Genomic DNA, 11,582 nt, shown 5'->3' on the forward strand with positions numbered 1-11,582 from the left:
GCTCTCCTCGTGGGCGGTTTAGAGCCGCTCTCCACCGAGGAGGGATTCCTGATCGGTTGCGTGACGATATGTGCGGGAGTTTCAACATTCTTTGTCTCTCTAGCCAGAGTTCTTAATGACGACGACTTGAGCCGAACAGGAGCTCAGATCCTCGCCGTTGTGCTCATTATCGCGGCTCCTCTTGTGTCGCTACCGTTCGGCTTATTGGCGGCCACGCCGGTTCTTATTGCGGGAGTCACCACGTTAATCGCAACGTTCGCGATCCATCACTCCAGTAGGCGAGGTCTGACCACAGCATTGGCGGGCTACTCCGTTGCCTGCGCCGCGGGCAGTTTGGTTGCCTTTTCGGCCCCCGGAACCGGGACGATCGGGACCGCGCTGACGTTCGCAGCAGTCGCAATGGCCGCCGCTGGCGTGCTTAACGAGCGCCCTCCTGGCGGATGGCGCCGAACCAGGCTCGTGAGGTGGTTATCTGAAAGCTCGACGCACGGATAGTCCCGGGGTGCTCGACGACCGGCTATCGCCTGAGCCGATGCAACGGCTTGCACTGCAACGAGTTGCATATACACTCGGCACATGGCCCTGGAGCACGCGATCCTCGTCTCGCTCGCCGAACGATCGGCGTGCGGCTACGACCTGACGCGCCGGTTCGACAAGTCGATCGGCTACTTCTGGAAGGCCAGCCACCAGCAGATCTACAAGGTGCTGGGGCGGATGGAGGGTGACGGGCTGGTGGAGTCGCACCCGGTTCCGCAGGACGGCCGACCGGACAAGAAGGTGTACGCCATCACCGGCGCGGGGCACGCCGCGCTGCTCGAGTGGTCACGCACACCGAGCCCGTCAGAAGCCTCCCGGAGCGACTTCGCGGTCAAGCTCCGCGGGCTGCCGTACTGCGACCGCGACGCCGTTCTCGCCGACGTACGCCGCCGGGCGGAGACCCACCGCGAGCGGCTCGCGTACTACCGCGCCGACGAGGCTCGCAACTTCTCCGACGCCGATGCGCTCGACGACGGCCAGCGCGCGCAGTACGCCGTGCTCCGTGGAGGTCTGCTGCTCGAGCAGGCCGGGCTCGACTGGTGCGAGGAGGTCGAACGGCTGCTCAAACAGCCGAGCGCGCCTTCCGCCTCGACCGGAGCGCCGTGAACGCCACCCACAGGATGCCGACCGCGATCGAGACGGCCACGACGATCAGCACCGCGTGGACCCACAGGAAGCCGGTCGGCGTGCTGTCCCCGACGGCGCCCTCCCACGCTCGCTCGTCGTCCCACACCGCCATCCCGAACCGCGGCCAGATGACGATGTTGAACACGCCGGCCAGCACCAGGAACCACGCAGCACGACGAGAGATCACCCGTCTAGTGAACACCAGAGGATCCCATGGCTGAGCAGCCCGCCCCCACCCCGTACCCGCACCTCCTCTCCCCGATCACGGTCGGCGGGGTCACGCTGCGCAACCGCGTGATGATGGGCTCGATGCACACCAAGCTCGAGGACCGGGCGAGCGACATCTCCAAGCTCGCGGCGTACTTCGCCGAGCGGGCCGAGGGTGGCACCGCGCTCCTCGTCACCGGCGGGTACGCCCCGAGCTGGCGTGGCTGGCTCAGCCCGATGGGCTCGACCATGGCGTCCCGTCGCCTGGCCGACCGCCACCGGGAGGTCACGGAGGCGGTCCACGCCCACGACAGCCGCATCCTCATGCAGGTGCTGCACGCCGGCCGGTACGGATACTCCCCTTTCTCCAAGGGCGTCTCGGCGAAGAAGTCGCCGATCACCCCGTTCAAGCCGAGCGCGATGAGCACCCGCGAGGTCGAGCGGACGATCCACGACTTCGTGCGCGCCGCGCTGCTCGCCCAGCGCGCCGGCTACGACGGCGTCGAGGTCATGGGGTCCGAGGGATACCTCATCAACCAGTTCCTCGCGGCCCGCACCAACGACCGCACCGACGCCTGGGGTGGCACCGCCGCGAAGCGGATGCGCTTCGCCGTCGAGGTGGTCCGCCGCATCCGTGAGGCCACCGCGGAGCAGTTCATCGTCCAGTACCGGATCTCGCTGCTCGACCTCGTCGACGACGCGCAGACCTGGGAGGAGACCGTCGAGCTGGCCCGCAAGCTCGAGGAGGCGGGCGCGTCGATCCTCAACACCGGGATCGGCTGGCACGAGGCCCGCGTCCCCACGATCGTCACCTCGGTGCCACGCGCCGCGTTCGCCTGGGTGACCGGCAAGCTGCGTCCCGAGGTCGGGATCCCGGTGATCGCCTCGAACCGCATCAACACCCCGGAGATCGCCGAGAAGATCCTCGCCGACGGCCAGGCCGACATGGTGTCGATGGCGCGCCCGCTGCTCGCCGACGCCGCGTTCGTCAACAAGGCGGCCGCCGGCCGCGCCGACGAGATCAACACCTGCATCGCCTGCAACCAGGGCTGCCTCGACCACACCTTCAGGAACCAGCGCGCGACCTGCCTGGTCAACCCCCGCGCGGGCTACGAGACCGAGCTGCGCCTCCTCCCCGTCCCCGAGCCGCGCCGCAAGCGGGTCGCCGTCGTCGGCGCCGGCCCCGCGGGACTCGCCGCAGCCACGGAGATCGCCGACCGCGGGCACCAGGTGACCCTGTACGAGGCCGACGACCAGGTGGGCGGCCAGTTCCGGCTGGCACAGCGGATCCCCGGCAAGGAGGAGTTCGCCGAGACGCTGCGCTACTACGCACGGCGCCTCGAGACCACCGGCGTCGACGTGCGGCTCTCGACCCGGGCGACCGTCGCCGACCTTCAGGCGTACGACGAGGTCGTCGTCGCGACCGGCGTCGTCCCTCGGGTGCCGGAGATCAAGGGCCTGGACCACGCGAGCGTGGCGTCGTACCCCGACGTGATCGAGGGCCGCGTCGAGGCTGGAGAGAGGGTAGCCGTCATCGGCGCGGGCGGGATCGGCTTCGACGTCGCCGAGTTCCTCCTCCACGAGCCGGACGAGGACCTCGACGAGTGGATGGCACGCTGGGGCGTGACCGACCCCGAGCTCGAGCGCGGGGGCCTCGCGACCAAGGTCAAGGCGCCGCCGAAGCGAGAGGTGTGGCTCCTCCAGCGCAAGGACGCACCGCTGGGCAAGGGCCTCGCCAAGACCTCGGGCTGGGTCCACCGCGCCACGCTCAAGGACGCCGGCGTCCACATGCTCGGCGGCGTCACGTACGAGTTCGTCGACGACGCGGGGCTCCACATCCTCGACCGGGACGGCGCCGAGCAGGTCCTGGCGGTCGACACCGTCGTGGTGTGCGCAGGACAGGAGTCGGTCGCCGACCTCGCCGAGCCGCTGCGCGAGGCCGGCGTGAGCGTGCACGTGATCGGTGGCGCCGACGTGGCCGCCGAGCTGGACGCCAAGCGCGCCATCCGCCAGGCGACGGAGCTGGCCGCCCGCCTCTGAGCCGCGAGCCGATGCGGCGCTGAGCGGCCAGGATGAGGGCATGAGACTCGCCTACGGCTGCATGGGACTCGGGTCCGCCGGATCCGCACCGACCGACGAGGAGGTCGACCGCGCAGAGGCCGCGGTCCGCACGGCGTACGACATCGGCATCCGTCTCTTCGACCATGCCGACATCTACGGCGGCGGATCCGCGGAGGCGGTGTTCGGGACCGTCCTCGCCCGCAACCCGGGCCTGCGGGACCAGCTCGAGATCCAGACCAAGTGCGGGATCGTCCTCGGCGGCGCGGAGAACGGCAACGCATACGACCTGTCCCGCGAGCACATCCTCGCCTCGGTGGAGGGGAGCCTCGCGCGGCTCGGCATCGATCGGCTCGACCGCCTGCTCCTGCATCGCCCGGACCCGCTCGCCCGACCGGAGGAGATCGCCGACGCGTTCGACGTGCTGCGGGCCGAGGGCACGGTCCGCGGCTTCGGCGTCTCCAACATGGCCGCGTCGCACATCGCTCACCTGCGCTCGGCGGTCGATCAGCCGCTCGAGGTCGACCAGGTCGAGCTCGGTCTGCACCACCGCGACCTCATCGAGGCGGGCGTGCTCGTCAACCATCCCGACGCGCGGGCGTACGCACCGGTGGCGGGGACGCTCGAGTACTGCACCGACCACGCCATCACCGTCCAGGCGTACGGGCCGCTGGCCCAGGGACGCTTCACGGGAAGGCCGCGAGGGCCGGAGGACGAGGCCACGGCCGCGCTCGTCCGCCGCTACGCCGACGAGCTCGGGGCCGCGCCGGAGGCCGTCGTCCTGGGGTGGCTCCTCAAGCACCCTGCGGACGTCGTCGCCGTCATCGGCACGACCGACCCCGGCCGCATCCGTGCCTGCGCCGACGCCGAGGCGGTCGGAGAGGCGATGACGCGTCACCAGTGGTGGTCGTTGTGGTCTGCGGCACGTGGTAAGCCAGTGCCGTGACCCCCCAGCTGCTCCAGCCGAACCTCGTCCACCATTTCTACGCGGGCGGTGCGCGCATCGCCGCCCTCCGGGGCCTGCCGCCGGTCGAACGCTGCCCGGAGGAGTGGGTGGGCGCGACGGTGGCGCGCGACGGCTCGTCAGAGGTCGGCCTCGCCCGTACGGCCGACGGGACGCTGGTCCGCGATCTCGTCCAGGCAGACCCCGCCGCCTGGGTCGGCGGCGACAGCATCGGCGGCGACACCGGGATCCTGCTCAAGCTGCTCGACGCCGGCCAGCGGCTCCCCGTCCACGTCCACCCCGATCGTGACTTCGCAGCGCGCCATCTCGACTGCCCGTACGGCAAGACCGAGGCATGGCTCGTGCTGGAGGCCACCGGCGACGCGGCGGTCTATCTCGGGTGGAGCGCCGACGTGGACCCCGACGAGCTCGCCGAGCGCCGAGACGCGCAGGACAGCGACTGGATGCTGAGCCGGCTCAACCGCATCCCCGTCCGTCCCGGCGACGCCTTCCTCGTCCCGGCCGGCACGCCGCACGCGATCGGCGAGGGGGTCTTCGTCGCCGAGGTGCAGGAGCCGACCGACTTCTCGATCCTGCTCGAGTGGTCGATCACGACCTCCACGCGCGACGAGTCCCACCTCGGCCTGGGCTTCGACCAGGCGATGGCGGCCGTCTCGACCGCGGGTCTGAGCGGTCAGGCGCTCGAGCAGCTCGTCGTCCACCACGACCTGGACGACCGCGTCGCGACGCCCGTCCCCCTCCTCCCGGAGGCGGGCGACCCCTACTTCCGGCTGCACCTGCTCGCCCCCGGGCCGGACGACGCCCCGGAGGTCCGGGAGGGCTTCGCCGCGCTCGTCGTGCTCTCGGGGACGGGGGTCCTCGAGGGCGCCACAGGGTCGGTGCCGGTCGGCGGCGGGCAGTCTCTCGTGGTGCCGAGCGCCTTCGGGCCGTGGCGGTTGGTCGGCGACGCACGCGTGCTCGTGGCGCGTCCGGGCGAGGGGTGGCGCGAAGCCCTCGGCCAGCGCATCGTGGGGTGATGTCGCCACGACTCCTCCTCGCGCTGCTCGGCGCCGCTGCCCTCGTCGTGGGCATCCCTGCCACGGCGACGCCCGTGACCTCCACGACCACCTCGACGTCCTCGGCCGCGAGCCCGGCGGCGGCGTCTCGCGCCGCCTCCACCGTCCGGCTCGACGGCGTGACCGTACGGCTGCGCGCCGGCACCCGCCAGGTGGTGACGGTCAACCGCACCCGGTCGTACCATGCGCGGGTCACGTTCTGGGTGCTCCGCGACGGCCGGTGGATCGTCAAGCGGCGCACCACCAACGGACGCATCGGGTACGGCGGGCTGGTCGCCGCGACCAAGCGCAAGCAGTCCACGGGCACGACGCCGCTCGGGACGTTCACGATGACCGAGGCGTTCGGACTCCGCGCCCGCCCGAGCGGCACGGCTCTGCCGTACAGGAAGGTCCGCAAGGGGGACTACTGGGTGCAGGACAACCGCTCCCGCGCCTACAACACGCTGCGCAACAAGAGCGCGGGCGGCTTCAGGTGGTGGCTCCCCGCCTCGAACCGCAACGCCTCGGAGCGTCTGCGCGACTACCGCCGCGCCTACGTCTGGTCGATCGTCGTCGACTTCAACCGTCCACCGAACGCGGTTCGCTATCGCGGGTCGGGCATCTTCCTCCACGCGAACGGCACGGGCGCGACCGCCGGATGCGTGTCCGCTCCAGCCTCGTTCATCCGCTTTGTTCTAAAATGGCTACGGGCAGATCGTGTACCTCTGATAACGATCGGGCGCTAAAAGTTCCCGATTCCGAGGAAAAGTCCCTCCGCGATCTGTCAAGCCCCCACGGAGGGGCTAGCGTTCTCAATCGTGCGGCGACGATGTCGCACCCCCCTAGCCCCGGGGCCCCCCGGCCCGGGAGAACGGAGTGAGAGACATGTCTTTCCTTCTCTGGATCCTTGCCGTCATCCTCGTCGTGGCCGGCATCGTTGCACTGGTTCGTCGCCAGGTCCTGTGGGGCGTCGTCCTCATCATCGTGGGCCTGCTCGTTGGCCCGGGTGGCGTGAGCCTCTTCGCTTAACCTCCGAACGCGTAGGCTGACGACATGGAGCTCGTAATCCTCGTCGTCGTCGCCGCGATCGCCCTGTACCTGGTCAGCGAGCGTCGCAAGACGGTTGCGCGAGAGCGCGCCGAGCTCGCTGACCAGGTTTCAGCGGTTCGTAAGACCGCGTTCGAGGACGTCACGGCCCTCGGCGAAGAGCTCCAGAAGCTCGATGCCGATCTGGTCGGGACACCCCTCGACGAGGGTGCCAACGCCGACTACCAGCGGGCCCTCGATGCGTACGAGTCGGCAAAGACGGCCGTCGATGCCCTCGAGAAGCCCGAGGATGTCCGGCACGTCACCGAGATCTTGGAAGACGGGCGCTACGCCATCGCGTGCGTCCAGGCGCGGGTGGTGGGCGACCCCCTCCCCGCGAAGCGCTCCCCCTGCTTCTTCGACCCGCGGCACGGCCTGTCGGTCGAGGACGTCCAGTACGCACCCACCGACGGCATCGTCCGCGACGTCCCCGCCTGCGCGCTGGACGCCGAGCGGGTCAGGGCGGGCGCCGAGCCCGACACCCGCAAGGTGATGGTCGGCGCGCAGCGCCTTCCCTACTGGCAGGCCGGTCCGGCCTACGCGCCGTACGCCGCCGGATACTTCTCTGCGTTCGCCTTCATGCCGGCGCTGTTCATGGGCACGATGCTCGGCGGCATGTTCGCCAGCGACGCCGGCCTCTCCGCCGCCGAGTACGGCGACGGCAGTGAGGGCGGCGGTGACGGCGGCGGGGATGCTGGCGGCGACGCTGGTGGTGACGCCGGCGGCGATGCTGGTGGTGACGGCGGCGGCTTCGACGGTGGTGGTGGCGGCTTCGACTGGGGCGGCGGCGGAGACGGCGGCGGGTTCGACTTCGGCGGCTTCTAGGCCGTGGCGTCCCAGAAGGTCGCCTACCTCCTGCGGGCCGTCAATGTCGGTGGCCACACGGTGCCGATGGCAGACCTGCGTACGCTCGCGAGCGACCTCGGCGCCCTCGACGTGGCGACGTACGTGAACAGCGGCAACCTCGTCTGCACGCCGCCGGGCGACCCAGCAGCCTTCGGCGCATCCCTCGAGGCGGGGATCGCCGACCGGATGGGCGTCACGACGGACGCCATTCCTCGTACCGCCGCCGAGCTGCGAGCCGCGCGCGACGCCTACCCGCACGATGTCCACGAGCCAAAGCTCTGCCACGTGTGGTTCCTCGCCTCCGAACCCAGCGCCGACGCGGTGCGCGCCCTTGAGTCCTACGACTTCGGCCCCGACCGCGTCGCACCGATCGGGCGAGAGCTGCACCTCCGCTACGCCGACGGGGTGGCACGCAGTGCGATCACGGCACCGCGGCTGCTCAAGCTGTCCGGCGTCGTCGGCACGGCGCGCAACCTCAGGACGGTCGAGAAGCTCGCCGCGATGGCGCAGTGACGCTCACAGGTCCGCGACGGGTGCCGCGGTCGCCGGCGGGGCTCCGATGCTCTCGACCGGGAGGTCGACGGCACGTGCTGCCGTGAGCCTCGCACGCTCGATCCGGTCCAGCCGGAACCAGCGGAGCGCGTCCTGCGTGCGGCAGTGCGCCACGAGGTACCACGAGCCGCGCGTGGAAGCGAGGATCTGCGGATCGACGCGGCGATCAGTGACGACCCCCGATCCGTCCCGATAACGCAGCGAGAGCACGCGCCTCTCCTGGAGCGCCACCTCCACCGCCCGGCGGGACCGCGCGTCGCCGGTGGTGTCGTCCGCGCGGTCGATCCACACCCGCTCGGAGAGAGCGGTCGCACGGAGGCGGGTCGGTGGCGCCATCCCGTCGAGCACCTTGGCGAGGGCGGCGCGCGCCTGGGTGTCGAACGGCTCGCCCCGATGGGCGGAGATCGCCGCGGCAAGCCCGGAGACCTCGGCCTCGGAGAAGTTCAACGGCGGAAGGGTCGCGTCCGGGTCCACGACGTAGCCCCCGTGACGACCCAGGCGCGCCCAGATCGGGAACCCGCCCTGCTGCAGTGCCGACACGTCCCGCTTGATCGTCCGGACGCTGACCTCGTACGTCGCGGCCAGCTGCTCGGCGGTGCGGCCCCGCGCGCCGGCGCGGCGCAGCTCCTCCCGGATCGCGTAGAGCCGATCGGTGCGGTTCATGAGAAAAGGGTGACACAAGGGTGACGAGTTCTGACGAGACGATCGGGTGATGACGAACTCCGGTGGACCTGTCCTCCTGCTCAGCGGCGCCGGGCTCCCGGCGTGGATCTGGGACGCGGCGCGCGAAGCGCTCGGCCCCGACCACGAGACCGCGGTCGCCTCCCGGCCCGACGGTCGTACGCCGAGCCTCTCCTCGTACGTCGACGCTGCCCTCGACTCCGCGCCGTGGGACCGGTTTGCCGTGGTCGCGCACTCGTCCGGCGGCGTCGTCGGCACCGAGCTCGCCCGTCGGGCTCACCCACGGGTCAGCGCCGTGATCGGAGTCAGCGCCGTCGTCCCGCCACCCGGCGGGTCGTTCGTCTCCTCGATGCCCTTCCCGCAGCGCCACCTGCTGAGCCTCGCGATGCTGCTCGCGGGCACCCGGCCACCGGACGGCGCCCTCCGCCGCGGCGTCGCCGCGGGCCTGGACGAGCCCACTGCCGCGCGGATCGTCGCCGAGTTCGCACCCGAGTCGCCCGACCTCTACCGCGGGCGGACCGGGACCGACGCGCTACGGGTGCCGACCGGGTACGTGACGACGACGCAGGACCGCGAGCTCTCCCCTGGCCTCCAAGGACGGTTCGCTGCCCGGCTCGGTACCCGCCGTGAGCGGAGCCTCGCCACGGGCCACCTGCCGATGCTCGAGGACGCGACCGGGCTCGCCGGCGCCCTCGCTGAGATGCTCGACCAGCGCGGCTGAGCGTCAGGTGAGCTGGCGGAGCCGGATCGTCTCGGGCAGCGTGCCGAGCGCCGCGAGCGTCTCGGGCTCGAGCTGCTTGTCGATGTCGGTGAGCACGTAGCCGATCTCGCCGCGAGTCCCCAGGATCTGACCGTCGATGTTGACGCCGTGGTCGCCGAGCACCACGTTGATGGCCGACAGCACGCCCGGCACGTTGTGGTGGATGTGCGCGAGACGGTGGTGGTCGCCGTACGACGGCAGCTGGAGGTGCGGCAGGTTCGGGGAGAGGTCGGTGGACCCGTCGACGAGGTAGGAGTGCAGCTTGCCCGAGACGAAGCGGCCGATGTCCTGCTGAGCCTCCATCGTCGAGCCGCCGACGTGCGGCGTGAGGATCACGTTGGGGAGCCCGCGAAGGTCGGACTCGAACGGCTCGCCCTGCTTCTTGGGCTCCACGGGGAACACGTCGACGGCGGCACCGGCGATGTGGCCCGACTCGATGTGCGCCCGCAGCGCGACGGTGTCGACGAGGATGCCGCGGGAGAGGTTGAGGAAGAGCGAGCGCGGCTTCATCCGCGCGAACTCCGCGGCGCCGAAGAGGCCGGCGTTGCCCGGCCGGCCGTCGACGTGCAGCGTCACGACGTCGACGGTCTCGAGCAGCTCGTGGAGCGTCGCGCACCGCTTGGCGTTGCCGAGTGCGAGCTTGTCGGCCACGTCGTAGTAGGAGACCTGCATGCCGAGGGCCTCAGCGAGCACGGACAGCTGGCTGCCGATGTTGCCGTAGCCCACGATGCCGAGCTTGCGGCCACGGATCTCGTGGCTGCCCTGCGCGGACTTGTTCCAGATGCCGGCGTGCATGTCATTGGTCTTCTCGTTGAGCCGGCGCGCGAGCGAGATGATCTCGCCGATGGCGAGCTCGACGACCGAGCGCGTGTTGGAGTACGGCGCGTTGAAGACGGCCACCCCGCGGGCCGCCGCCGCCTTGAGGTCGATCTGGTTGGTGCCGATGCAGAAGGCGCCGACCGAGAGGAGGTCGGGCGCCTGCGCGAGCACGCGCTCGGTGACGTACGTCGTGGAGCGGATGCCGAGGAGGTGAACGCCCTGGACTGCCTCGATCAGCTCGTCCTCGCCGAGGGCTCCGGTGCGCGTCTCCACCTGGTAGCCCTGCGCGCGCAGGAACTCGGCGCCGTCGGCGTGGATGTTCTCCAGCAGGAGGACACGGATGTCGTGGTCCTCGAGCCGTGGCGTGGTCACGGGAAGGTCTGAGGTCATGGTGTAGAGCGTCTGTGTCGTCACGGGGACGAGTCCTCCTGGTCAGGTCGGTCCACCCGGAGGTGGCGGTCGACCCAGGGCCCAGGCGTACGGTCCCGCGGTCTGTGCTGGTGTGTCGCTCCCTGGTGGTCGACCCACCTGAACGCCAGTCGCGACCGGACCAGTCTAGGTCGTCCTCCCGGCACGGCCGAACGCATTCCGCGCTTCGGGCCTACTCGGCGCCAAGCAGAGCGAGGAACTCCTCGGGCGGCGTCCCCGGGATGTGGGCGAGACGGACCTGTCCGCGGGCGACGAGCTTCCCCTCGGCGTTCGTCGTGTTCATCTCCCACAGCTGGGTCGTCCGCCCGCGGTGGATCGGCGTCGCGACCGTACGGAGCGTCTCACCCTCGCGGGCCTGCCGGAGGAAGTCGGTGTTGTTGTTGACCCCGACCACCAGACCCCTGTCGCGGAGCCACGCCTGCGCGCCCATGCTGGCGGCACTCTCGTGGGCCGCACAGTGCACACCGCCGTGGACGATCCCGAACGGCTGGAGGTGCTGCGCTCCCACGGTCCACTCGATGGTCGCGCGGTCACCGGAGAGCTCCACGAAGCGGAAGCCGAGGGCTCCGCCGAGGCCGGTCTCCGACATGGACGCCGTTGCATCAGTCACACGACGAGTGTGCCCACCGAGGTCTTGTCCCTCATACCCCCTAGGGGTATTCTCGGCGGCATGGACACCCACGCACCCGGTTACAGCGACGACAAGGCCGCAGTCCTCAAGCGGCTCAGGCGCGTCGAGGGTCAGGTCCGCGGGCTCCAGCGGATGGTCGAGGAGGACGTCTACTGCATCGACGTCCTCACCCAGGTCTCCGCCGCCACCAAGGCGCTGGAGTCCGTCGCCCTGACCTTGCTCGACGAGCACCTCTCGCACTGCGTCCACGACGCCATCGCCTCCGGCGACAGGGCTGAGGAAAAGATCGCCGAGGCCTCCGCCGCGATCGCTCGCCTCGTGCGGTCGTGACCCCAGCCCTTCCCCGTACCC

Annotated in this window: 14 protein-coding genes; 10 read left to right on the top strand and 4 right to left on the bottom strand. The window is 70.7% G+C overall.

All coding sequences use genetic code 11. The features are described from left to right. Positions 1-576: 576 nt before the first annotated feature. On the top strand, positions 577-1,143 hold the full coding sequence (locus KV102_RS05935) for a PadR family transcriptional regulator (RefSeq protein WP_220345584.1): 567 nt from the start codon (positions 577-579) through the stop codon (positions 1,141-1,143). Here KV102_RS05935 and KV102_RS05940 read toward each other — a convergent pair. Next, positions 1,100-1,351, bottom strand: a complete 252-nt coding sequence (locus KV102_RS05940) for an SCO4848 family membrane protein (protein ID WP_220342615.1) — start codon at positions 1,349-1,351, stop codon at positions 1,100-1,102. The genes KV102_RS05935 and KV102_RS05940 overlap by 44 nt on opposite strands. Positions 1,352-1,377: 26 nt before the next feature. Here KV102_RS05940 and KV102_RS05945 point away from each other — a divergent pair, with 26 nt between their 5' ends. The 7 genes from KV102_RS05945 to KV102_RS05975 all read left to right on the top strand — a co-directional run bounded on the left by KV102_RS05945 (position 1,378) and on the right by KV102_RS05975 (position 7,872). Then, positions 1,378-3,411, top strand: coding sequence for an NADPH-dependent 2,4-dienoyl-CoA reductase (locus KV102_RS05945; protein WP_220345585.1), 2,034 nt, complete (start codon positions 1,378-1,380; stop codon positions 3,409-3,411). Positions 3,412-3,451: 40 nt separating this feature from the next. Continuing rightward, a complete protein-coding gene (locus KV102_RS05950) occupies positions 3,452-4,375 on the top strand; it encodes an aldo/keto reductase family oxidoreductase (RefSeq protein WP_220345586.1) in 924 nt (307 codons plus the stop codon). Next, positions 4,372-5,409, top strand: a complete 1,038-nt coding sequence (locus KV102_RS05955; RefSeq protein ID WP_220345587.1) for a class I mannose-6-phosphate isomerase — start codon at positions 4,372-4,374, stop codon at positions 5,407-5,409. Before KV102_RS05950 ends, KV102_RS05955 begins: the two co-directional genes overlap by 4 nt. Then, positions 5,409-6,173 carry a L,D-transpeptidase family protein gene (locus KV102_RS05960; protein WP_220345588.1) on the top strand — a complete coding sequence of 255 codons (765 nt, stop codon included), beginning with the start codon at positions 5,409-5,411 and terminating at the stop codon, positions 6,171-6,173. The genes KV102_RS05955 and KV102_RS05960 overlap by 1 nt, the downstream gene beginning before the upstream one ends. 139 nt (positions 6,174-6,312) lie before the next feature. Beyond that, positions 6,313-6,456, top strand: a complete 144-nt coding sequence (locus KV102_RS05965) for a GPGG-motif small membrane protein (RefSeq protein WP_220342620.1) — start codon at positions 6,313-6,315, stop codon at positions 6,454-6,456. Between the two features lie 24 nt (positions 6,457-6,480). Further along, on the top strand, positions 6,481-7,338 hold the full coding sequence (locus KV102_RS05970) for a hypothetical protein (RefSeq protein WP_220345589.1): 858 nt from the start codon (positions 6,481-6,483) through the stop codon (positions 7,336-7,338). 3 nt (positions 7,339-7,341) lie between these two features. Continuing rightward, entirely contained in the window at positions 7,342-7,872 is a 531-nt protein-coding gene (locus KV102_RS05975) for a DUF1697 domain-containing protein (protein ID WP_220342622.1), read from the top strand. 3 nt (positions 7,873-7,875) lie between these two features. On the opposite strand, the gene KV102_RS05980 is transcribed toward KV102_RS05975, so the two are convergent. After that, complete coding sequence (locus tag KV102_RS05980) at positions 7,876-8,574, bottom strand: YafY family protein (protein WP_220345590.1); 699 nt, start codon at positions 8,572-8,574, stop codon at positions 7,876-7,878. 49 nt (positions 8,575-8,623) lie between these two features. On the opposite strand from KV102_RS05980, the gene KV102_RS05985 reads away from it, so the two are divergent. Then, positions 8,624-9,313 (top strand): alpha/beta fold hydrolase, encoded by a 690-nt coding sequence (locus tag KV102_RS05985; RefSeq protein WP_220345591.1) that lies wholly within the window; start codon positions 8,624-8,626, stop codon positions 9,311-9,313. A gap of 3 nt (positions 9,314-9,316) precedes the next feature. Here the strand turns inward: KV102_RS05985 and serA are convergent, their stop codons facing one another. Then, positions 9,317-10,561, bottom strand: coding sequence for a phosphoglycerate dehydrogenase (gene serA, locus KV102_RS05990; RefSeq protein WP_255559874.1), 1,245 nt, complete (start codon positions 10,559-10,561; stop codon positions 9,317-9,319). A gap of 211 nt (positions 10,562-10,772) precedes the next feature. Further along, positions 10,773-11,210 carry a PaaI family thioesterase gene (locus tag KV102_RS05995; protein ID WP_301022058.1) on the bottom strand — a complete coding sequence of 146 codons (438 nt, stop codon included), beginning with the start codon at positions 11,208-11,210 and terminating at the stop codon, positions 10,773-10,775. Between the two features lie 60 nt (positions 11,211-11,270). Between KV102_RS05995 and KV102_RS06000 the strand changes: the two genes are divergently transcribed. Beyond that, the gene (locus KV102_RS06000) at positions 11,271-11,561 is read left to right on the top strand and encodes a metal-sensitive transcriptional regulator (protein ID WP_220342625.1); all 291 of its coding nucleotides are present in this window, start codon (positions 11,271-11,273) and stop codon (positions 11,559-11,561) included. Positions 11,562-11,582 lie beyond the last annotated feature (21 nt).

It is taken from the genome of Mumia sp. zg.B53 (genome assembly GCF_019550935.1).
Taxonomy (GTDB): Bacteria; Actinomycetota; Actinomycetes; order Propionibacteriales; family Nocardioidaceae; genus Mumia.

Coding starts and splice junctions, on each gene's coding strand:
- KV102_RS05935 (WP_220345584.1), top strand. CDS start 577: ATGGCCCTGGAGCACGCGATCCTCGTCTCGCTCGCCGAACGATCGGCG.
- KV102_RS05945 (WP_220345585.1), top strand. CDS start 1,378: ATGGCTGAGCAGCCCGCCCCCACCCCGTACCCGCACCTCCTCTCCCCG.
- KV102_RS05950 (WP_220345586.1), top strand. CDS start 3,452: ATGAGACTCGCCTACGGCTGCATGGGACTCGGGTCCGCCGGATCCGCA.
- KV102_RS05960 (WP_220345588.1), top strand. CDS start 5,409: ATGTCGCCACGACTCCTCCTCGCGCTGCTCGGCGCCGCTGCCCTCGTC.
- KV102_RS05965 (WP_220342620.1), top strand. CDS start 6,313: ATGTCTTTCCTTCTCTGGATCCTTGCCGTCATCCTCGTCGTGGCCGGC.
- KV102_RS05970 (WP_220345589.1), top strand. CDS start 6,481: ATGGAGCTCGTAATCCTCGTCGTCGTCGCCGCGATCGCCCTGTACCTG.
- KV102_RS05980 (WP_220345590.1), bottom strand. CDS start 8,574: ATGAACCGCACCGATCGGCTCTACGCGATCCGGGAGGAGCTGCGCCGC.
- KV102_RS05985 (WP_220345591.1), top strand. CDS start 8,624: ATGACGAACTCCGGTGGACCTGTCCTCCTGCTCAGCGGCGCCGGGCTC.
- serA (WP_255559874.1), bottom strand. CDS start 10,561: ATGACCTCAGACCTTCCCGTGACCACGCCACGGCTCGAGGACCACGAC.
- KV102_RS06000 (WP_220342625.1), top strand. CDS start 11,271: ATGGACACCCACGCACCCGGTTACAGCGACGACAAGGCCGCAGTCCTC.